Raw genomic sequence first — 22,149 nt, 5'->3', positions numbered from 1 at the left:
TTTACCATCCGCCTCAACCGGCCTGCTTCACGCGCATGTACCATTCGACGAGCCGGCGAACCTGACGCTCGGTGTAGCCGCGCTCCACCATGCGTGCGACGAACTCGCCGTGCTTCTTCTCCGTCTCGCCGTCCTTCTTCGACCCGAAGGAGATGACCGGAAGCAGGTCCTCGACCTGGGAGAATATCCGCTTTTCGATCACATCGCGAATCTTCTCGTAGGAGATCCAGGTCGGATTCTTGCCACCGTTCTGGGCGCGCGACCGTAACGAGAATTTGACCACCTCGTTGCGGAAATCCTTCGGGTTGGCGATGCCCGCCGGCTTCTCGATCTTGGTCAGCTCCTGGTTCAAGAGTTCGCGATCAAGCAGCTGGCCGGTGTCGGCGTCCTTGAAATCCTGGTCCTCGATCCAGGCATCGGCGTAATCGACGTAGCGGTCGAACAGGTTCTGGCCGTAATCCGAGTAGGATTCGAGATAAGCCTTCTGGATCTCGTTTCCGATGAACTCGGCATAACGCGGTGCAAGGTCCGCCTTGATGAATTCGAGGTAGCGCTTCTCGACTTCCTCGGGCAGCTGCTCGCGCTTGATCGATTGCTCCAGCGCGTACATCAGATGCACGGCGTCGGCGGCGACTTCCTGCGGATCGTGGTTGAAGGTCGCAGCCAGGATCTTGAAGGCAAAGCGGGTGGAGACACCGTCCATGCCCTCGTCGACGCCGGCGGCATCGCGATATTCCTGGACACTGCGCGCCTTCGGATCGGTCTCCTTCAGGCTCTCGCCGTCGTAAACCCTCATCTTGGCGTAGGTCGTGGAATTTTCGTGCTTCCGCAGCCGAGACATCACCGAGAACCGCGCCAGCGTCTCCAGCGTCGCGGGCGCGCAAGGCGCGGCCGCGAGCTCGGAGCCCTGGATCAGCTTCTCGTAGATCTTCTGCTCTTCCGTGATCCGCAGGCAATAAGGCACCTTGATCACGCAGATGCGGTCGATGAAGGCCTCGTTGTTCTTGTTGGCCTTGAAGCTCGACCACTCGGCTTCATTGGAGTGCGCGAGGATGACGCCGGTGAACGGAATAGCGCCGATGTTCTCGGTGCCGATGTAGTTGCCTTCCTGCGTCGCGGTGAGCAGCGGGTGCAGCATCTTGATCGGCGCCTTGAACATCTCGACGAACTCGAGCACGCCCTGGTTGGCGCGGTTGAGGCCGCCGGAATAGCTATAGGCGTCGGGATCGTTCTGCGCGTAGGTTTCGAGCTTGCGGATGTCGACCTTGCCGACCAGCGAGGAGATGTCCTGGTTGTTCTCGTCACCCGGCTCGGTCTTGGCGATGCCGATCTGGCGCAGCCGCGACGGCTGGATCTTTGCGACCCGAAACTGGGAAATGTCGCCGCCAAAGGCTTCCAGCCGCTTGTAGCACCACGGGCTCATCAGGCCGGTGAGACGGCGGCGCGGAATGCCGTATTTCTCTTCCAGCATCGGGCCGAGCTGATCCGGATCGAACAGGCTGAGCGGGCTTTCGAACACGGGCGAGAGCTCGTCGCCGGCCTTGAGCACGTAAATCGGGTGCACTTCCATCAGCGACTTGAGCCGCTCGGCGAGCGAGGACTTGCCGCCGCCGACCGGACCGAGCAGATACAGGATCTGCTTGCGCTCTTCGAGGCCCTGCGCCGCATGACGGAAGAAACCGACGATGCGCTCGATGGTTTCTTCCATGCCGTAGAAGCCGGCGAAGGCGGGATAGGTGCGGATCGTGCGGTTCAAAAAAATACGGCCAAGGCGTGGGTCCTTGGCCGTGTCAATCGTCTGGGGCTCACCGATCGCTGCTAGCAGTCGTTCGGCCGCGTTCGCGTATTTCATGGGATCGCTTCGACACGATTCCAGATATTCCGCCATCGACATGTCGTGTTGGCTTCTCGCCTCGAACGACTTAGCGAAAGCGTTGAATAGAGAATCGTTGTACATGATCCCTCTCCGCGTGAGTTCCGCTACACAATTGAACGAAAGCAGCGACCGGACCGTTCCTTAGCGCCACTCTCGAATCAGCGTGAGCACATGACGATCATTCGACACCCGGGCGCCTTCTCGGCGCAACGCACAACGTAGGCACAGGGTGAGTTACGAACAGGCACCTGCCTGATATTTGAGCGAATCTTTGTCTATATTGGCTCATTTCCAGAAAATGTCACTTGCTCGCAACATCCGGGCGTTACCGGGGATGCGTTCATCCGGCGCCCCATCATAGCGATCTGCGAACGGCGATCTTATGACGCTTGTACGGCGAAGCCTTGGGTGCCGCGTTCATCTTCCTGCTGCAATGCGGTGCGTGGACCGCCGGCGGCGTGACAGTCGCGGCAAGCGCGCAGCAGTGTATCAAAATCGGTCGCCAGGCCCTCCGACTGGATGACGATGCGGTCGTTCTGCCGATCGTCCTGCGCACAACGGGCCAAGCCGCGGATGGTGCAGAGCTGCCGCTGCAAGGCCGGCGTCGGCGTCAGCACGATCACCTTGCGCCCGCGGCGTTCTTCAGCCGAAATCTCCGCAATCGAGTCCCACAGCAAAAATTCATTGCCGATGCGGAGATCGCGGATGCCATAGGGGGTGACGATCACCACCGATCCCCGTTCGGCGGGGAGCATCCAGATCAGCCGACCGGTCATCAGGGCTAACACCACCACGCCAGCAGAGCCGACCGTCGTGTCGTAATCGCCAAAAGCATCCCACCAGCCCAACGCGAGTGTCGCGCTGAGCAGCGTCATGGCGAAGCCTGCTACGACCAGCAGCCGCGTTTGGGTCGTACATGGACCGATTTCGAGATCGTGGGACGCATCGACGCTTCCGGTCGACGTGACCGATTGGGGACTATCTGTGACGGCGAGCGCCAGACGGTCATGATGTGCTTGCATGCTTTCCCCCAGCATGGCCATTCGCGACCGAGCCACGATGCATCAGGCGGACCGGAATCCGCTGATGAGTACTCCGCGCAGCCACGAGCGACGAGCCGAAGCAGCTGACGTTACGCAACGAGGCCAAGCCGATTTCTCACGGCCAACGACCTTTTACGCAACTCGGCTCCCTCTACGCGGATCGCCATGATCGCGACGGAGTTACACTGGAGGATATGACGCCCATACCCTTGATTGGTTCCCTCAAGGAAGCATGTAAGCTAGAGGATAGCGCGTCAGGACCGGCGCGGAAACCCCTCGCCCGCAGGCTTGGAGATAAATTAGCATCATGAATCCCGTCAAAGAACTGGAAAAGCACGGACAAGCCGTCTGGCTGGACTTCCTGGCCCGTGGCTTCATCGCAAAAGGCGACCTGAAGCGGCTGATCGACACCGACGGCGTCAAGGGCGTCACCTCCAACCCCTCGATCTTCGAGAAGGCGATCGGCAGCTCGGACGAGTACGACGCGCCGATCGGCAAGGCGTTGAAGCGCGGCGATCGGTCGGTCGCCGACCTGTTCGAGGCCGTCGCGGTCGAGGACATCCAGAACGCCGCCGACGTGCTGCGCCCAGTCTACGACCGCCTCAAGGGCGGCGACGGCTATGTCAGCCTGGAAGTCTCGCCCTATCTGGCGATGGACACCGGTGAAACGGTCACCGAGGCACGGCGGCTCTGGAAGGACGTCAACCGCAAGAACCTGATGGTGAAGGTGCCGGCGACGCCGGACGGCCTGCCGGCGATCGAACAGCTCATCGGCGACGGAATCAGCATCAACATCACGCTGCTGTTCTCCAGGGACGTCTATCTGCAAGTCGCCGAGGCCTATCTCGCCGGTCTGGAGCAATACGTCGCAGGTGGCGGCGACCCCTCCCACGTGGCGAGCGTCGCGAGCTTCTTCGTCAGTCGCATCGACTCGGTGGTCGACAAGCAGCTCGACGAGAAGATCGCCCGCGCCAACGATCCGAGCGAGAAGGAACGGCTCGCCGCGCTGAAGGGCAAGGTCGCGATCGCCAATGCGAAGGTCGCCTACCAGGATTACAAGCGCCTGTTCTCGGGGCCGCGCTGGGAGAAGCTCGCGGCCAAGGGCGCCAAACCGCAGCGCATGCTGTGGGCCTCGACCGGTACCAAGAACAAGGACTATAGCGACGTCCTCTATGTCGAGGAATTGATCGGTCCCGACACCATCAACACCGTGCCGCCGGCGACACTGGATGCGTTCCGCGACCACGGCACGCCGCGCGACAGCCTGGAAGAGAATGTCGACGACGCCAGGCGCGTGCTGGAAGAGCTGGAGCGCTCCGGCGTCTCGCTCGACGCCATCACCGAGGAACTCGTCAAGGACGGCGTCAAGCAGTTTGCCGACGCCGCCGACAAGCTCTATGGCGCGGTCGCCCACAAGCGCGCCACCGTGCTCGGGCCCGCGATCGACCGCCAGCTTCTCTCGCTCGGCGACGGTCTCGGCAAGGCCGTTGCCAAGAGCACCGAGGAATGGCGCGCATCCGCCAAGATCCGCCGGCTTTGGCAGCGCGACAAGTCGGTCTGGACCGGCACCGACGAGGATAAATGGCTCGGCTGGCTCGACAGCGCCGCCAAGGCCGACGTGGCCGACTATGAGGATTATGCCGGCCGCGTGAAAGGCCAGAAATTTTCAGACGCCGTCGTGCTCGGCATGGGCGGATCAAGCCTCGGGCCGGAGGTGCTGGCCGAGACCTTCGGCAAGAAGCCCGGGTTCCCGAAGCTGCACGTGCTGGATTCCACCGACCCGGCACAGGTGCGGGCGATGGAGGCCAGGATCGACATCGCCAACACTCTGTTCATCGTCTCCAGCAAATCCGGCGGCACCACCGAACCGAATGCGATGAAGGATTATTTCCACGAGCGCGTCGCGCAGACGGTCGGGCCGAAGGTCAAGACCGGCCATCGCTTCATTGCGGTCACCGATCCCGGGTCGTCGCTGGAGAAGGCGGCGAAGACGCTGAACTACGCGCGCATCTTCCACGGCGAGCCCTCCATCGGAGGACGCTACTCGGTGCTCTCGCCGTTCGGGCTGGTGCCGGCGGCAACCGCGGGCATCGATATCAAGACCTTCGTCAAGCACGCGCTTGCGATGGCCCGCTCCTGCGGACCGGACGTGCCGCCAAGTGAGAACCCCGGCGTGCAGCTCGGTCTTGCCATGGGCCATGCAGCGCTCGAAGGTCGCGACAAGGTGACGATCCTGTCGTCGAAGAAGATCGCCGATTTCGGCGCCTGGGCCGAGCAGCTCATCGCGGAATCGACCGGCAAGGACGGCAAGGGCCTGATCCCGATCGACGGCGAGCCGCTGGGCGAGCTCGCGGTCTATGGCAATGACCGGCTCTTCATCGACATCCGTATCGAGGGTGAGGCGGACCCCGCCCATGACTCGCAGCTTGCTGCGATCGAAGCGGCCGGCCATCCCGTCGTGCGTATCGTGATGAAGTCGATCGACCATCTCGGCCAGGAGTTCTTCCGCTTCGAGATGGCAACGGCGGTCGCGGGCAGCATCCTTGGCATCAACCCGTTCGACCAGCCGGACGTGGAAGCGGCCAAGATCAAGACCCGAGAGCTCACCGCCTCGTTCGAAAAGACCGGCACGCTGCCGGCCGAACGGCCGGTTGTCAGCACCAATGAGGCCGATCTCTACACCGACGAGACCAATGCCGCGGCCCTGCGGGCCGCCGGCGCCAACGGCGACCTCACCTCATGGCTGAAGGCGCATCTGTCGCGCTCCAAACATGGCGACTATGTCGCCCTGCTCGGCTACATCGCCCGCGACAAGGCGACGATCGACGCACTCCAGACCATGCGGCTCGAAGTGCGCGAGAAGCGACATGTCGCAACCTGCGCCGAGTTCGGCCCGCGTTTCCTGCACTCCACCGGGCAGGCCTACAAGGGCGGGCCCGACAGCGGCGTGTTCCTCCAGATCACCGCCGACGATGCCAGGGACTTGCCGGTGCCGGGCCAGAAGGCCAGCTTCGGCGTCATCAAGGCCGCGCAGGCGCGCGGCGACTTCGACGTGCTTACCGAGCGCGGCCGGCGCGCGCTGCGGGTCCACCTGAAGGGCGGGCTCAAGAAGGGTCTCGCGGCGCTCAATGCGGCGCTCAATGACGCACTGAACTAAGGGAATTTCTCAAATGCAACTCGGCATGATCGGCCTCGGCCGGATGGGCGGCAACATCGTTCGCCGCCTGATGCGCCAGGGACATTCGACCGTGGTCTACGACAAGGACGCCAAGGCCGTCGCGGGCCTTGCCGCAGACGGCGCGACAGGCTCGGCGACGCTCGAAGAGTTCATTGCGAAACTGGAGCGGCCGCGCACGGCCTGGGTGATGCTGCCGGCCGGCCACATCACCGAGACCACGATCGATACCATCGCGGGCGTGATGCAGGAAGGCGACGTGATCATCGACGGCGGCAACACGTTTTGGCAGGACGACGTCCGCCGCGGCAAGGCGCTGAAGGAGCGCGGCATCCACTATGTCGACGTCGGCACCTCCGGGGGCGTCTGGGGCCTCGACCGCGGCTATTGCATGATGATCGGCGGCGAGAAACAGGTGGTCGATCGGCTCGATCCTATCTTCGCCGCGCTCGCGCCCGGCGCCGGCGACATTCCACGCACGGAGGGACGTGAGGGGCGCGATCCCCGCATCGAGCAGGGCTACATCCATGCCGGTCCGGTTGGCGCCGGGCATTTCGTCAAGATGATCCACAACGGGATCGAATACGGCTTGATGCAGGCCTATGCCGAAGGTTTTGATATCCTCAAGAACGCCAACATCGAGGCCTTGCCGGCGGATCATCGTTACGATTTCGATCTCGCCGACATCGCCGAAGTGTGGCGGCGCGGCAGCGTGATCCCGTCCTGGCTGCTCGACCTGACCTCGACCGCGCTCGCGGATAGCCCTGCGCTGGCGGAGTATTCCGGTTTCGTCGAGGATTCCGGCGAAGGACGCTGGACCGTGAATGCCGCCATCGACGAGGCCGTGCCGGCCGAAGTCCTGACCGCGGCGCTGTTCGCACGTTTCCGTTCCCGCAAGGAACACACCTTCGCCGAGAAAATACTCTCAGCGATGCGAGCCGGCTTCGGCGGCCACAAGGAGCCGAAGCAGTCGGCTGCTTCGAAGCCCAAATAGCTCGAAGCGGAAGTAAAACGTAACAAGCGAAGGCCAATAGTTCGTGACAAAAGACCCGCAGCCAAAGCGCAAGCCGGAAAATTGCGCCTTCGTCATCTTTGGCGTGACCGGAGACCTCACCCATCGACTGGTGATGCCCTCGCTGTACAATCTGGCGGCCGAGAAAATGCTGCCGGAGAAATTCTGCGTCGTCGGCGTGGCCCGCAAGGGCCAGTCGGACGACGAATTGCGCGTGAGCCTGATGAAAGGCCTGCGCGAGTTCGCAACCCGCCCCGTGGACGACGTCGTCGCCCGGCAGCTCCTGCAATGCGTCACCTTCGTGGAGGCCGACGCAAAGGACCCGCCGTCATTCGATCGCCTGCGCGCGCATCTCGATCAGCTGGAATGTTCGGAAGGTACCGGTGGCAACCGGCTGTTCTACCTTGCGACCCCGCCGGCCGCATTCGCGCCGACCGCGCGCGAGCTCGGCCGCACCGGCATGATGAAGGAGAACGGCGCGTGGCGGCGGCTGGTGATCGAAAAGCCGTTCGGCACCGATCTTGCGTCGGCGCGCGCGCTGAACACCGAACTCCTGAAGATCATGGACGAGCACCAGATCTACCGGATCGATCACTATCTCGGCAAAGAGACGGTGCAGAACATCCTGGTGCTGCGCTTTGCCAACGGCATGTTCGAGCCGATCTGGAATCGCAACCATATCGACCACATCCAGATCACGGTGGAGGAAAAGCTCGGCGTCGGCCATCGCGGCGGCTTTTACGACGCCACCGGCGCGCTGCGCGACATGGTGCCGAACCATCTGTTTCAGCTGATGTCGCTGGTCGCGATGGAGCCGCCGGCGCGTTTCGACGCCCATTCCGTGCGCTCCGAGAAGGCCGAGATTCTGACCTCGATTCAGCGCCCGAGCGAAGAGGAAGCGCTGAAGAGCTCGGTGCGCGCCCAATATCTCTCCGGGCGCATCGGCGACGATGAGATCCCGGACTATCGCAGGACCGAGGACGTCAAACCCGGCAGCACCACCGAGACCTATGTCGCGCTAAAGCTGATGATCGACAATTGGCGCTGGGCCGGCGTGCCGTTCTATTTGCGCACCGGCAAGGCGCTCGGCCACAAGCGCACCGAGGTCGCGATCAAGTTCAAGCAGGCACCGTTGTCGATGTTCTCAGGCACCGCTGTCGATCGCCTCTCCCAGAACTTCCTCACGATCGGCATCGCGCCGACCGAGACCATCGAGCTCCAGTTCAACGCCAAGATCCCGGGGCCGAGCGTCACCATCGACGGCGTCGAGATGAAGTTCCGCTATGGCGACTATTTCCGGGCCGATCCCTCGACCGGCTACGAGACGCTGATCTACGACTGCATGATCGGCGACAACATCCTGTTCCAGCGCGCCGACGGCATCGAGGCCGGATGGCAGGCGGTGCAGCCGTTCCTGGACGCCTGGAAGAACGCGGGCAGCAACGGCATCGAGACCTATCAAGCCGGCAGCGACGGCCCCGCCTGCGCCGATGAATTGCTCCGCCGCGACGGCCGAAGCTGGCGTAAGTTTTCGTGACGGCTGCGGGACAGCCGAAGCTGATCGTCGAGGCCGACGCCGAGGCTCTCGCGCGGGCCGCGGCCGAGCGGGTGATGGCGCGAATCGCGGCCAATCCCGGGCGCATCGCGATATGCCTGACCGGCGGCTCCAGCCCGAAGAAGCTCTACCAGCTGCTGGGCAGCGAGGTCTGGCGCGAAAAAATCCCGTGGGAGCGCGTGCACTGGTTCATCGGTGACGAGCGCTTCGTGCCCGAAAGCGATCCCCTCAACAACATGGCGGTCGCGCGCGCGACCTTTCTCGATAGCAACGCGCCCTCCGGCCATGTTCACCCGATCCCGACGACGGCTGACACCCCCGATCAGAGCGCCGAGGCCTATGCGCGCGAGCTGCAGGCTTTCTACGGCGCGGAAAGCCTGGACCCGGCACGGCCGCTGTTCGACATGGTCTTGATGGGCGCAGGTCCCGACGGCCACACCGCTTCGCTGTTCCCGGGCTATCCTGCGATCGAGGAGACCGAGCGCTGGGTGGTCGGCGTCCCCAAGGCCAATGTTGCCCCCTTCGTGCCGCGGGTCTCGCTCACCCTGCCCGCGCTGGCGTCCTGCCGCGAAATGCTGTTCGAGATAGCGGGGCACGACAAGCAGCCGATCTTGACGCGCCTGCTCAATGGCGAGACTCTGCCGGCCGTACGCGCGCGCTCGAATGGCGAGACCGTCTGGCTGGTCGAGCAGGCCGCGCTTCCGGGGGGAATTCGTGACGGGCGTTGAAGCACCTTGTGCATTGATCGTGATGGGCGTGTCGGGCTCGGGCAAGAGCACGGTTGCAAAAGCGTTGGGCGAGCGCCTCGGCTGGCGATTCGAGGACGGAGACAGCTTTCATCCCGCCAGCAATGTCGAGAAGATGCGGGCCGGCCATCCCCTCACCGACGAGGATCGCTGGCCCTGGCTCAACGCCATCGCCGACGAGATCGCGCGGGTCTGTGACAAGGGCGAGCACGTGATCATCGCCTGCTCCGCGCTAAAGCATACTTATCGGGATGTGCTGCTGCGCGGACGCGACGACGTCCGCTTCGTCTTCCTCAGGGGCACGAAGGAGCTGATCGCCGCCCGCCTCGCGCAACGCAAGGGGCACTTCATGCCGCCCGGCCTGCTGACGAGCCAATTCAACACGCTGGAGCCGCCGGAGGCTGGCGAGCACGTGATCACCGTCTCGATCGACGAATCCGTGGAAGCGATCGTGGACGGCGCGGTGCGGCAGTTGAAACTGGGCGGCACGAAACGCTGAGGCCAAACACCCAAGAAACACCCAAGGGACCGTCATGACAAAAATCTCGCTCGTCGTCTCCGACGTCGACGGTACGCTGCTGACCAAGGACAAGACGCTGACCGACCGCGCGAGGTCAGCGGTGCAGCGTCTGCACCAGGCCGGCATCGGTTTCACGATTACGTCGAGCCGCCCCGCGATCGGCATGCGCTTCCTGATCGAGCCGCTGGCGCTCTGGCTGCCGGTCGGCCCGTTCAACGGCTCCTCGATCGTCGATCCCGAGATGAATCCGGTCGAGCAGCATCTCATCCCCGCCGGCGCGGCCGAGCGAAGCTTGCAAATTCTCCGGGACTTCGGCGCCGACATCTGGCTGTTCACCACCGACAAATGGCTGATCGACAGGCCTGATGGCCAATACGTCGCTCACGAGCAGCATACGATCCGCTCCGATCCGACCATCGTCACGGATTTCTCGCCGTATCTCGCCAGCGCCTGCAAGATCGTCGGCGCCAGCGCCGATGCGGCGGGCCTCGAGCGTTGCGAGAAGGCGATGCAGAAGGCGCTCGGCAGCGAGGCGACGGCGGTGCGTTCGCAAACGTACTACCTCGACATCACCCCGCCCGGCTTCGACAAGGGCACATTCGTGCAAGCCATGGCCAAGCGCCTCGGCATTTCAACCGACGCGGTCGCAACCATCGGCGACATGCAGAACGACCTCGCCATGTTCCGCGTCAGCGGCACCTCGATAGCCATGGGCAACGCCGCCGACAACGTCAAAGAGCAGGCGACCCACGTCACCGCGACCAACGAGCAGGACGGTTTTGCGGAGGCGATGGAGATGATCTTGAAGCGGAACGGGGTCGCCTAGGTCACTACTTCGACCGCTGCATCGCCGGCTTCTGGCTGCCCTGCCTTGCCGCCGACAGATTATGCGCGGTGTTGACCAGCGCAATATGAGTCAGCGCCTGCGGGAAATTGCCGGTCTGACGCCTGGCGCCTGAATCATATTCCTCGGCCAGCAGCCCGACGTCATTGGCGATACCGACCACGCGATCGAACAGGACTTGCGCCTTGTCGAGATCGCCCGACAGCACATGGGCATCGGCCAGCCACAGGCTGCAGGCGAGAAAGGCGCCTTCGAGCGGCGGTTGCCCCGCAGGCACCTCGCGGGGATCGTGCCGCAGCACGAAGCCGTCGCGCAGCATGTGGTTTTCGACCGCCGCGATGGTGCCGCGAATGCGCGGATCCGACGCTTCCAGGAAGCCGACGGCCGGCAGCAGCAGCACGCTGGCATCGAGCAGCTTCGAGCCGTAGGACTCCACGAAGGCATTCTCCTCCACGTCGAAGCCCCTGTTGCAGACGTCGCGATGAATGGCGTCGCGCAAGGTGCGCCAGTGCAGCAGGGGCGCCTTGAAGCCGAAGGTCTCGGCGCTCTTGATGCCGCGGTCGAAGGCGACCCAGGTCATCACCTTGGAGAAGACGTAGTGCTTCGGCTCTCCGCGCCGCTCCCAGATGCCATGATCGGGCTGGTCCCAGACTTCGGCGAGGTGCTTGAGCACGGCGCATTCCAGCGCCCAGCTCTCGTCATCGAGCTTGAGCTTGGCCATCCGCGATTGGTGGAAGGCGTCGATCAGTTCGCCGTAGACGTCGAGCTGGAGCTGCGCATGCGCGGCATTGCCGACGCGCACCGGCTGCGCGCCCTCGTAGCCGTCGAGCCAGGTCGCCTCCCATTCCAGCAGCCGCCGCTGGCCCCAGATGCCGTACATGATCTGCATGTTCGACGGTGAGCCTGCCGCCGCACGCAACAGCCAATTGTGCCAGGCCGAGGCTTCCTCGGTGTAACCCGAGTTCATCAGCGCCAGCAGCGTGAAGGTGGCATCGCGCAGCCAGCAGAAGCGGTAGTCCCAATTCCTGGCGCCGCCAAGCTTCTCCGGCAACGAGGTGGTCGGCGCCGCGACGATGCCGCCGGTCGGACCGAAGGTCAGCGCCTTGAGTGTGATCAGCGAGCGCACGATCAGGTCGCGATAGTCGCCATCGCGATTGCAGTGGCTGCACCAGTCCTGCCAGAATTTTTCCGTCCCCTGAAGCGCGAGCTCCGGGTCGATCGGCGGGGGTGGCTCGAGATGCGAGGGGCCGTAGGTCAGCACGAACGGCACGGTCTCGCCGGCCTTCACTTCGAAATCGGAAACCGTGGTCAGATCCTCGCCGCGGGTCTGCGCCGGCGTCCGCAGCACGGTCATGTCCTGCCCGGCGACCGCCAGCAGGGAATGGTCGATCCGCCGCACCCACGGGATGTCGACTCCGAAGCCGAAGCGGATGACGAGCTCCATCCGCATCTTGACCGTGCCGCTGACTCCGCGGACCAGCCGCACGATGTCGGAGGCCTTGCCGCGCGGCGGCATGAAGTCGATCAGCGCAACGGTGCCGCTCTTCGTCTCGAAGCGCGTTTCGAGGATGAGGGTGTCGCCGAGATAGCGGCGCGACGTCGCGGTGACGTCCTCGCCCGGCGCGATCAACCAGCGGCCGTTCTTGTGCGTGCCGAGGAGCGCGGCAAAGCAGGCGTCGGAATCGAAGGCCGGCCAGCACAGCCAGTCGATAGAGCCGTTGCGGCCGACCAGCGCCGCGGTCTCGCAGTCGCCGATCAGCGCATAGTCCTCGATTTTCTGAGACAATGTCGTGCGAGCCTCGAAAACGACGTCCGGAGACCCCAGCGATCAACGCCCGCCGGGCAACGAGCGTTCGCGTGTAGCAGCCTTCAAAGCCGCGAGATCGACTTTCGAGGCGATCTTGTCGAGCGTCACGGGCAGGCGCTGGCGCCAGTTCGGATGCTCGTCGATCGTACCGGGAATGTTGGGCTGGTCGATCACGCCGAGCAGATCCTCCAGCGATACCGCAAGCAGCCGCGAGGGCGTGCGCGACAGGAAGGCGAGCACCGAATAGACATCATTGGCACGGATGCCGTTGGCACGCAGGATCTCGTCGAGCAGGCCGAGCGCATCCCAGCGGGCCTGATCGTTCTCGCCGGGATCGAGCCCGAGCGAGCGCTTCATCTTGAGATCGCTGAATGAGCGCCAGCCGGCATAGGTCGACAAATCATGGGTGTTCAGCGTCACCAGCGCGTTGGGCCGGTAGTGATCGACGGGCCGGAAGTGACCGGCATCGTCGCGCTCGAACATCATGACGAGGTAGGACCAGATGCCGAAATCCTGCATGGTCTCGCGAAAACCTTCCGGCACCGTGCCAAGGTCCTCGCCGATGACGATGCACCTATGGGCCGCGCTCTCGCGCGCCACGGTCGCCAGCAGCGCCTCGAACGGCATCTGCACATAGGCGCCATTGTCGGGCTTGAAGCCGCGCGGCACCAGATACAGCCGCTTCAGGCCCAGCACGTGATCGAGACGGATCGCACCGGAATGGCGCATCGAAGCCGCGAGCATATCGGCGAACGGCACGAAGGATTGCGCCTCCAGGCCGCCGGCATTGAAGCCCGCGAGGCCCCAATCCTGGCCGATGGTGTTGAGCACGTCCGGCGGCGCGCCAACCGCGAGATGACGGGAGATCGCCCCCTGCTCGTTCCAGGCATCGAAGCCGTTCGACTGCACGCCGACGGCGACGTCGAGATAAAGCCCGACCCGCATGCCGAGCTGGCCGGCCAGCTCCTTGGCGGCATGCAATTGGCTATCGGCGGTCCATTGCACGAATTCGACGAACTCGACCTCGTGCTTGTCGGGCCCGCTGCGCAGCTCGGCGCATTTTGTCTCGTCCGGCTGCTGCCATTCTATCGGCCATTCCCACCACGGCGCCACGGCGCGATGACGGAGCACCTCAAAGCAGGCAAAACGGGACAACAGCGGCGCGCGAGCCGCGCGGAAGGCGTCGAACTGGTTGCGGCGGACGCCGCTCGCGGTTTTCACGAAGCTGTCGAAGGCGGCACGCAAGGCCAGCCATTTCAAGGCCGCCATGTCCGAATAGGGCACACGATCGCCTTCACGGAGCCGCGCGGCGGTCGCGGCCGCGTCGGGGACGAGGTCGGGGGAAAATTCCGGGATCGCCTCGACGTCGATATAGAGCGGATTGAGAAACAGCCGGCTGTTCGGTGAATAGGGGCTGCAATCGGCCGGATGGTCGTCGAACAGCACGTGCAGGGGATTGAGCCCGACGCCGTCGGCGCCCAACTGCTTGGCGAGCCGGACGAGACCGGCGAGGTCGGTGAAATCGCCGATGCCCCAATTGCGCTCCGAACGGACGCTGTAGAGCTGGACGGCAAGCAGCCAGCCGCGGTCGAAATCGCCGCCAAAGGCCCGCTCTGGCGCCACGATCATCGGCACCTCTTCGGTCACGCCTTCGGCATCGGTCAGCGTCAGGCGGTGATAGCCGAGCGGCAGGCCGGCGGGCCAGGCAATCACGGGCTCGCGCGTCTCACCTTGCGCGATCAAACTGCCGTTGCCGGTCATCTTCCATTTGAGCGGCGGCGCACCGATCGTCACCAATTCGGTGCGCGGCTGTCCCAAGGCGCGCACCACCACGGGCCCGCTGACGAAGCGGTAAACCCGCTTCTCAGGCAGGGCATCGAGGATGGATTTGAGGGCCACGGGATCGGTGACCCGCAGCTTTCCGAGGGCATCGACGAATTCGGATTGAACGCCCTTGATCCGGGCTTGAGCTAAAAGATCCATTCGGCACGCAGCTTGCAAGCCATTCTCTGGCCGGGGGAATTGATTTTAACGAGGTCACGGAAGAGGTTAGTCTGGGTTAACTCGCAAACCGCGCCTGCCGTTCCCCAGGGAACCAATGACACACAAGCGGCTTTCTATAGTGGTATCAAGCGTAGGTTCCCGGCAAGGGAAACGGGCTCCTGCTTTCTTGTCAATGGCATCACCGTGAACAAGACAATTCAAACTGTCGAGAGTGCCGCAGCCGGCAGCACTTTCCTCATCGAAGACGTCTATCCCCTGATCGACGGCGGGCGCTTCGCCGTGAAGCGGATCGCGCGCGAACCGGTCGAGGTCTGGGCCGACATCTACCGCGACGGCGACGCCGTGATCGGCGCAGCGCTGATCTGGCGACAAGAGCAGGACCGCGAATGGCAGAGCGAGCCGATGATCCCTCACGGCAATGACCGCTGGTCCGGCGCGTTCACACCCGTCGAGCCCGGCAAATATGTCTATGGGATCGAAGCCTGGACCGACGAATTCGCCACCTGGTCGCACGCGGTCGCGCGCAAGCAACGCTCCGGTGCCGACGTCACGCTCGATGCGATCGAGGGCGCCGGCCTTCTGACCAAGGCGCATGGCGCGCAGCAGGACGCCGCCGCCGTCATCGTCAAGCGATGCGAGGACTATCTTCAGACCGGCGACGTTGCCCCGCTGCTGGCAACCGAGCTCGGCGCAGCCATGGCCGAGAGCCAGTCGCGGCCTGATCTGACGCGCTCGGCGCTATTCCCGCTGTTCGTCGACCGCGACAAGGCACGCTTCGGCGCCTGGTATCAGATGATGCCGCGCAGCCAGAGCGCGGTGCCGGGACAGCATGGCACGCTCCGCGACTGCATCGCGCGCGTGCCCGACATCGCCGCGATGGGCTTTGACGTGCTCTACTTCACGCCCATTCATCCCATTGGCCGCACCCGGCGCAAGGGCCGCAACAACACGCCGGTGGCGACTGAAGGCGATCCCGGCTCGCCTTATGCGATCGGCGCCATTGAAGGCGGGCACGACGCGCTGCATCCCGAACTCGGCACGATCGAGGATTTTCGCGCGCTGGTCGCGACCTGCCTGGAATACGGGCTCGAGCTCGCGCTCGACTTCGCCGTGCAATGCTCGCCGGACCACCCGTGGCTGACACAGCATCCGGAATGGTTCAAATGGCGCCCGGACCGCTCGGTGCGGACGGCTGAGGGCCCCTATTCCGACATCGTCATCCCCGATTTCACGTCCGTCGACCGGGCTGGACTGTGGAACGCATTTCGCGACGCCATGCTGTTCTGGATCGACCACGGCGTCACCATCTTCGCCATCGACAATCATGACACCGCGCCGCTCGCCTTCTGGGAATGGCTCATCCGTGACATCCGCCGCCGGCATCCCGAGGTAATCCTGTTCTCCAAGACGTATGCCCGCCCGAAGCTGATGAAGGGCCTCGCCAAGCTCGGCTTTGCACAATCCTCCAGCTATTTCCCCTGGCGAACGGCGAAGTGGGAGCTGGAGCAATATCTCGGCGAGCTCACGCGCTATCCCGAACGTGACTTCTATCGGCCGAACCTGTTCGTGAGCACGCCCGACCTGCTGCCCTATCATCTGCAGGGCGGCGAGACCTGGGCGTTCAAATCGCGCGTCGCGCTGGCCGCGACGTTGTCCGGCAATTACGGCGTCTACAGCGGGTTCGAGTTGCTGGAGCACGACGCGATCCCCGGCCGCGAGGAGTATCTCGACTCCGAGAAATACCAGATCAAGCAGCGCGACTGGGACAAGCCCGGCAATATCAAGACGTACATCACGGAGCTCAATCGCATCCGCAACGAGAATGCTGCGCTTCAGCAGGCGGCGAACCTGCGCTTCCTCGGCATCGAAGACGACGAGACGATCGCCTTCGTCAAGGAAGCGACCGACCCGGCCAACATCGTCGTGGCCGTGGTTGCGCTCTCGCGCCACGTACGCGAATTCTGGTTGCCGCTCGGCGACATCACGGTTGACGCCGGCGGGCAGCGACACCACGTGTCGGCACTCGAAAACCTCCTCACCGGCGAACAGGCCCGCATCGAATGGGGCGGGATCAAATTGCGTATCGATCCCGACCGCGATCCGGCGCTGCTGTTCCGCTGCCTGGCGTAAGGGCGCACGCCATGAACGTATTGTCTTCCGTCGACACCAAGAAAGCCGAGGCTGCCGAGATCGTGGATGAACTCTGGTACAAGGACGCCATCATCTATCAGCTTCACGTCAAGGCGTTTGCCGATAGCAATCATGACGGCATCGGCGATTTCGCAGGGCTGACCGAGAAGCTGCCTTATCTCCAGGAGCTCGGCGTCACCGCGCTGTGGCTGCTGCCGTTCTATCCTTCGCCCGGCCGTGACGACGGCTACGACATCGCCGACTACGGCGCGGTCAACCCCGATTTCGGGACGATGAAGGATTTCAAGCGCTTCATCCAGGAAGCGCAGAAACGCGGGCTGCGCGTTATCACCGAGCTCGTCGTCAACCACACCTCGGACCAGCACAATTGGTTCAAGCGCGCGCGCCGCAGCCCTCCGGGCTCGAGCGCCCGCAACTGGTATGTCTGGAGCGACACCGACCAGAAATACCAGGGCACCCGCATCATCTTCACCGACACCGAGAAGTCGAACTGGACCTGGGATCACGAGGCCGGCGCGTTCTATTGGCACCGCTTCTTCTCGCACCAGCCGGATCTCAATTTCGACAATCCGCGCGTCGTCAGCGCCCTGATCCAGGTGATGAAGCGCTGGCTCGATGCCGGCGTCGACGGCTTCCGTCTGGACGCCATTCCCTATCTCTGCGAGCGCGAAGGTACCTCGAACGAGAACCTCCCCGAGACGCATGCCATCATCAAGCGGCTGCGCCATGAGCTGGATTCCTACTCCAAGGGCAAGTTGCTGCTGGCCGAAGCCAATCAATGGCCGGAGGACGTGCAGGAATATTTCGGTCGCGGCGACGAGTGCCACATGGCCTATCACTTCCCGCTGATGCCGCGCATCTACATGGCGATCGCGCAGGAGGACCGCTTCCCGATCACCGACATCCTGCGCCAGACGCCGGACATTCCGGCGAGCTGCCAATGGGCGCTGTTCCTGCGCAACCATGACGAGCTGACGCTGGAGATGGTGACCGACGTCGAGCGCGACTACCTGTGGACCACCTACGCCAACGATCCGCGCGCCCGCATCAACGTCGGCATCCGCCGGCGCCTTGCGCCGCTGATGGACAACGACCGGCGCAAGATCGAGCTGATGAACTCGCTGCTGCTGTCCTTCCCCGGCACGCCGATCATCTATTACGGCGACGAGATCGGGATGGGCGACAACATCTATCTCGGCGACCGCAACGGCGTGCGCACGCCGATGCAGTGGAGCCCGGACCGCAATGGCGGCTTCTCGCGCTGTGACCCAGCCCGCCTCTACGCGCCGCTGATCATGGATCCGGTCTACGGCTACGAATCGGTGAACGTGGAGGCACAGTCGCGCAGCCTGTCCTCGCTGCTCAGCGCGACCAAGCGCCTGATCTCGGTGCGTAAATCGACGCTCGCCTTCGGCCGCGGCACCATGACCTTCATCCGCCCGGCCAACCGCGCCGTGCTGGCCTATGTCCGGCAGTACCGCGACGAGGTGATCCTCTGCGTCGCCAATCTGTCGCGCGCGGCCCAGGCGACCGAGCTCGATCTGTCGCCCTGGAAAGACCGCATCCCGCAGGAGATGCTCGGCCGCACGCGTTTTCCGGCGATCGGCGAACTGCCCTACATGGTCACGCTGGGGCCCTATGGCTTCTACTGGTTCCAGCTCACCGAGCGCGACAAGTCCGAGCCGGTGACGCCGCGCGCAGTTCCGGAATTCGAGACGCTGGTGGTGCCGGTGAACTCGACCTGGGTGTCGCTGGCGCGCGAGCGCGGCGTGTTCGAGCACGAGGTGCTGCCGGGATTCCTGTCGCGCACGCGCTGGTATCCAGAGCACAATCCCAAGCAGATCAAGCCGACGCTGACCTCGGCGGTGCCGTTCTGCGACATCGGCGACAACAGGCCCTGGATTGCGTTCTTCGAGGTGGCGCAAGGTGACGTCACCACGCGCTACGTGCTGCCGATGCAGATTGAATGGGTGCGCTTCGACCGCGAACGCTTCAATCCGAGGGCACTCGCCGCCGTCCGTCAGGGCGCCCGCGAAGGGACGCTGCTGGATGTGGCAACGGAGCAGATCTTCATCGGGCTGTTCCTGCGCAACCTGTCGCAGAACCTGGTGGTGGAAGAAAACAATCTGCGGCTGGAGTTCAAGGCGACCAGCCGGTTTGCCGAGTACACCATCAAGGAGCCCGAACGCATCCGCGCGATCGAGCAGTCGAACAGCACCGCGCTGGTCGACAACCAGTATGTCGCCAAGATCTATCGCCAGCTCGAAGCCGGCATCAATCCCGAGATCGAGATCGGCTCCTACCTCACCGAAATCGCCCGCTTTGCCAACACGCCGGCACTGCTCGGCAGCGTCGAGCTGGTCGAAGACGACCGTCGCAGCGCAGTCGGCGTGCTGCACGCCTATGTCGAGAACCAGGGCGACGGCTGGGGCGTCACCGCGGGCTATCTCGACCGCTATATCGACGAGCAGCGGGTGCTGCCACCGGGCGAGATGCCCCGCGAGACCCAGGAGCAGGCGCCCTATCTGCACTTCATTACGCAGATCGGCCGACGGCTCGCCGAGCTGCATGTGGCTCTGGCCGCTGCAAAGCCAGGCGATCTCGCGCCGGAGGCGATTGGCTCCGCACACGTCAAGCGCTGGTCATCGGAGCTCAAGACACGGGCCGAGCGGGTTTTCGAGCGGCTGGCCGCCAGCAGCGACGGCCTGCGGGAGGCAGATCGGCCGCTGATCAATCAGCTCGCCGCGCAGCGCGCGTCCCTGTCCGGCCGGCTCGACGCGCTTTTACCTTCCGAGATCGGCGGGTTGAACATCCGTCATCATGGCGACTTCCGCCTCGGGCAAACTCTGATCGTGAAGGACGATATCTTCATCATCGACTTCGACGGAGATCCGCGTTTGCCGCTGGCCGACAAGCGGCGCAAGCTGCCTGCGACGCGCGACGTTGCCGGCCTGATCCGCTCGATTGATCTTTCGGTTAACGCGGCGCTCCACCGCGCGCTCACCGGTGCTTCCGACGAACAGGGCCGGCTTACGGCTGCGCTGGACGAATGGCGCGAGCGCACCACCGCGACGTTCCTCACTGCCTACCGCGAAGCCATGACCGATCGACGGCTGTGGCCGGAAGATCCGCAATCCGCGGCAGGCCTGTTAAGGTTTTTCCTGCTTGATCAAGCGTTTGAGGAAGTAGAGTACGAGCTGTCCCACCGGCCTGAGGGGCTCCATGCGCCGCTGTCCGGACTGCTTCGCATTCTGTCCAGTATCGAGAGCGAAGCCCATGCCTAAACTCCCTGCCGAAGCCTATGCAATCATCGAGGGTCGCCACTCCGATCCGTTCCACTATCTCGGGCTGCATCCCGAGGGCGATAAGAGCGTGGTGCGCGCGTTTCTTCCTGATGCCTCCAACGTCGAGGCGGTGGGCGAGCACGGCGAGGTGGCGAAGCTAGATCGCGTTCATGATTCCGGCCTGTTCATCGGGGCTCTGCCGAACGGCGCGAAGCACTACCAGCTTCGCGCGAAGTTCGGCGACAACGTCATCGAATTCGAGGACACCTATCGCTTTCCACCGATCCTGACCGATTTCGACCTCTATCTGCTCGGCGAAGGCACCCACCAGCGCCTTTACGACAAGCTCGGCGCGCATCCGATGCGGCTCGAAGGCATCGATGGCATCGGCTTCGTGGTGCTGGCGCCCAACGCCCGGCGCGTCTCCGTGGTCGGCGACTTCAACTTCTGGGACGGGCGGCGCCATCCGATGCGGGTGCGCGGCGCTGGCTATTGGGAATTGTTCATCCCGCACGCCAAGGCCGGCGACCACTACAAGTTCGAAATTATCGGACCGCATGGCCATCTGCTCCCGCTGAAGTCCGATCCGATGGCCTTTGCAAGCGAGGTGCGGCCGAAGACCGCCTCCATCGTGTTCGACGAGGCGCATCTGCCCCGGCCGCGACCGGCGCCCGACGGCATCAACGCATTGTCCGCGCCGATGTCGATCTACGAGGTCCATCTCGGCTCATGGCGGCGCAAGAACGGCAATGAATGGCTGACCTATCGCGAGCTGGCCGAGCAGCTGCCGGCCTACGCCCGCGACATGGGCTTCACCCATCTCGAATTCCTCCCCGTAAGCGAGCATCCTTTCGACGGCTCGTGGGGCTATCAGCCGACTGGCCTGTATGCGCCGACCAGCCGCTTCGGCACGCCGGAGGATTTTGCCGCGCTGGTCGATGCCTGCCACCGCGAGGGCGTCGGCGTGCTGCTCGACTGGGTGCCCGGCCACTTCCCGGACGATCCGCACGGGCTCGGCAGCTTTGACGGCACAGCGCTGTACGAGCACGCCAACCCGCTCCAGGGCCGGCATCTCGATTGGGGCACGCTGATCTACAATTACGGCCGCACCGAAGTGACGAACTTCCTGGTGTCGAACGCGCTGTTCTGGCTCGAGCGCTACGCGATCGACGGACTGCGCGTCGATGCGGTCGCGTCCATGCTCTACCTCGACTACAGCCGTCCGCCCGGCGCGTGGATTCCGAACCAGCACGGCGGCCGGGAGAACATCGAGGCGATCGCGTTCCTGCGTCGCTTCAACACCGAACTGTTCGCGCGCTTCCCGCAGGCGAGCACGGCCGCCGAAGAGTCCACCGCCTGGCCGCAGGTCTCGCGTCCGGTCGAGTTCGGCGGGCTCGGCTTCGGCTACAAGTGGAACATGGGCTGGATGCACGACACGCTGAACTACATCAGCAAGGATCCGATCCACCGCAAACATCATCACGGCGACATCCTGTTCGGCCTACACTACGCCTTCTCGGAGAACTTCGTCCTGCCGCTGTCGCATGACGAGGTCGTGCACGGCAAGCGCTCGATCCTGGGGCGCATGCCCGGCGACGAATGGCAGCGCTTCGCGAATTTGCGCGCTTATTACAGCTTCATGTTCGGCCATCCTGGCAAGAAGCTGCTGTTCATGGGCGCCGAGATCGCGCAAAGCCGCGAATGGAATCACGACCAGTCGCTCGATTGGCACTTGCTCGAGTACAAGCCTCATTCAGGCATCCAGGCGCTGATCCGCGATCTCAACCGGCTCTATCGCGCGGTGCCCGCGCTGCACCAGATGGACTGCGAGCAGGCCGGCTTCGAGTGGCTGATCACCGACGATGCCAGCCGCAACGTGTTCGCCTGGCTGCGCAAGGGGTTTGACGAGCATGCCCGGTGCATGGTGATCGTCAACTTCTCACCCAACGTCTATCGCAACTACCGGGTTCGCGCGCCGCTCGGCGGCAAGTGGAAGGAAGTGTTCAACTCGGACTCCGCCCATTACGGCGGCAGCGATGTCGGCAACATCGGCGAAGTCCACGCCGTCAATGGCGAGCTCCGCCTCACCATTCCGCCGCTCGCCGCGATCTTCCTCGTTCCGGAAAGCTGAA

Annotated in this window: 13 protein-coding genes; 9 read left to right on the top strand and 4 right to left on the bottom strand. The window is 64.0% G+C overall.

Going from position 1 to position 22,149, the window contains the following annotated elements; translation table 11 throughout:
- Positions 1–13: 13 nt before the first annotated feature.
- On the bottom strand, positions 14–1,957 hold the full coding sequence (locus tag IVB48_RS18470) for a PrkA family serine protein kinase (protein ID WP_007595704.1): 1,944 nt from the start codon (positions 1,955–1,957) through the stop codon (positions 14–16).
- 299 nt (positions 1,958–2,256) lie between these two features.
- On the bottom strand, positions 2,257–2,919 hold the full coding sequence (locus IVB48_RS18465; RefSeq protein ID WP_247401469.1) for a hypothetical protein: 663 nt from the start codon (positions 2,917–2,919) through the stop codon (positions 2,257–2,259).
- 307 nt (positions 2,920–3,226) lie between these two features.
- Here IVB48_RS18465 and IVB48_RS18460 point away from each other — a divergent pair, with 307 nt between their 5' ends.
- The 6 genes from IVB48_RS18460 to IVB48_RS18435 are packed head-to-tail and all read left to right on the top strand — an operon-like array spanning position 3,227 to position 10,753.
- A complete protein-coding gene (locus IVB48_RS18460; protein WP_247401468.1) occupies positions 3,227–6,076 on the top strand; it encodes a bifunctional transaldolase/phosoglucose isomerase in 2,850 nt (949 codons plus the stop codon).
- Between the two features lie 13 nt (positions 6,077–6,089).
- Positions 6,090–7,088 carry a phosphogluconate dehydrogenase (NAD(+)-dependent, decarboxylating) gene (gnd, locus tag IVB48_RS18455; protein ID WP_027570567.1) on the top strand — a complete coding sequence of 333 codons (999 nt, stop codon included), beginning with the start codon at positions 6,090–6,092 and terminating at the stop codon, positions 7,086–7,088.
- Between the two features lie 43 nt (positions 7,089–7,131).
- Positions 7,132–8,643: a glucose-6-phosphate dehydrogenase gene (gene zwf / locus IVB48_RS18450; protein ID WP_247401463.1), complete on the top strand. Its 1,512-nt coding sequence runs from the start codon at positions 7,132–7,134 to the stop codon at positions 8,641–8,643.
- A complete protein-coding gene (gene pgl / locus IVB48_RS18445) occupies positions 8,640–9,389 on the top strand; it encodes a 6-phosphogluconolactonase (protein WP_247401460.1) in 750 nt (249 codons plus the stop codon). The genes zwf and pgl overlap by 4 nt, the downstream gene beginning before the upstream one ends.
- Positions 9,376–9,906, top strand: coding sequence for a gluconokinase (locus IVB48_RS18440; protein ID WP_247401456.1), 531 nt, complete (start codon positions 9,376–9,378; stop codon positions 9,904–9,906). The genes pgl and IVB48_RS18440 overlap by 14 nt, the downstream gene beginning before the upstream one ends.
- 34 nt (positions 9,907–9,940) lie before the next feature.
- A complete protein-coding gene (locus tag IVB48_RS18435; RefSeq protein WP_247358456.1) occupies positions 9,941–10,753 on the top strand; it encodes an HAD family hydrolase in 813 nt (270 codons plus the stop codon).
- 4 nt (positions 10,754–10,757) lie between these two features.
- Here the strand turns inward: IVB48_RS18435 and IVB48_RS18430 are convergent, their stop codons facing one another.
- Together IVB48_RS18430 and malQ are read right to left on the bottom strand one after the other, a co-directional pair.
- Positions 10,758–12,557: a glycoside hydrolase family 15 protein gene (locus IVB48_RS18430; protein WP_247401452.1), complete on the bottom strand. Its 1,800-nt coding sequence runs from the start codon at positions 12,555–12,557 to the stop codon at positions 10,758–10,760.
- Positions 12,558–12,599: 42 nt separating this feature from the next.
- The gene (malQ, locus tag IVB48_RS18425) at positions 12,600–14,561 is read right to left on the bottom strand and encodes a 4-alpha-glucanotransferase (RefSeq protein WP_247401451.1); all 1,962 of its coding nucleotides are present in this window, start codon (positions 14,559–14,561) and stop codon (positions 12,600–12,602) included.
- 204 nt (positions 14,562–14,765) lie between these two features.
- On the opposite strand from malQ, the gene IVB48_RS18420 reads away from it, so the two are divergent.
- From IVB48_RS18420 to glgB, 3 genes are read left to right on the top strand one after another with little or no spacing between them, the layout of a single operon-like run.
- A complete protein-coding gene (locus IVB48_RS18420) occupies positions 14,766–16,712 on the top strand; it encodes a maltotransferase domain-containing protein (RefSeq protein WP_247401447.1) in 1,947 nt (648 codons plus the stop codon).
- An 11-nt stretch (positions 16,713–16,723) separates the two neighbouring features.
- Positions 16,724–20,017 carry a maltose alpha-D-glucosyltransferase gene (gene treS, locus IVB48_RS18415; RefSeq protein WP_247401445.1) on the top strand — a complete coding sequence of 1,098 codons (3,294 nt, stop codon included), beginning with the start codon at positions 16,724–16,726 and terminating at the stop codon, positions 20,015–20,017.
- Complete coding sequence (glgB, locus tag IVB48_RS18410; protein WP_247401438.1) at positions 20,010–22,148, top strand: 1,4-alpha-glucan branching protein GlgB; 2,139 nt, start codon at positions 20,010–20,012, stop codon at positions 22,146–22,148. The genes treS and glgB overlap by 8 nt, the downstream gene beginning before the upstream one ends.
- The last annotated feature ends 1 nt before the right edge of the window (position 22,149 follow it).

It is taken from the genome of Bradyrhizobium sp. 76 (assembly GCF_023073025.1).
In the GTDB taxonomy this organism is placed as follows: domain Bacteria; phylum Pseudomonadota; class Alphaproteobacteria; order Rhizobiales; family Xanthobacteraceae; genus Bradyrhizobium.
This window is presented reverse-complemented; position numbering and strand designations above follow the sequence as displayed.

Excerpts from the sequence above, each read along its gene's own strand:
- IVB48_RS18435 (WP_247358456.1), top strand. The coding sequence starts at position 9,941 with ATGACAAAAATCTCGCTCGTCGTCTCCGACGTCGACGGTACGCTGCTG.
- gnd (WP_027570567.1), top strand. The coding sequence starts at position 6,090 with ATGCAACTCGGCATGATCGGCCTCGGCCGGATGGGCGGCAACATCGTT.
- IVB48_RS18470 (WP_007595704.1), bottom strand. The coding sequence starts at position 1,957 with ATGTACAACGATTCTCTATTCAACGCTTTCGCTAAGTCGTTCGAGGCG.
- treS (WP_247401445.1), top strand. The coding sequence starts at position 16,724 with ATGAACGTATTGTCTTCCGTCGACACCAAGAAAGCCGAGGCTGCCGAG.
- malQ (WP_247401451.1), bottom strand. The coding sequence starts at position 14,561 with ATGGATCTTTTAGCTCAAGCCCGGATCAAGGGCGTTCAATCCGAATTC.
- IVB48_RS18465 (WP_247401469.1), bottom strand. The coding sequence starts at position 2,919 with ATGGCCATGCTGGGGGAAAGCATGCAAGCACATCATGACCGTCTGGCG.
- IVB48_RS18460 (WP_247401468.1), top strand. The coding sequence starts at position 3,227 with ATGAATCCCGTCAAAGAACTGGAAAAGCACGGACAAGCCGTCTGGCTG.
- glgB (WP_247401438.1), top strand. The coding sequence starts at position 20,010 with ATGCCTAAACTCCCTGCCGAAGCCTATGCAATCATCGAGGGTCGCCAC.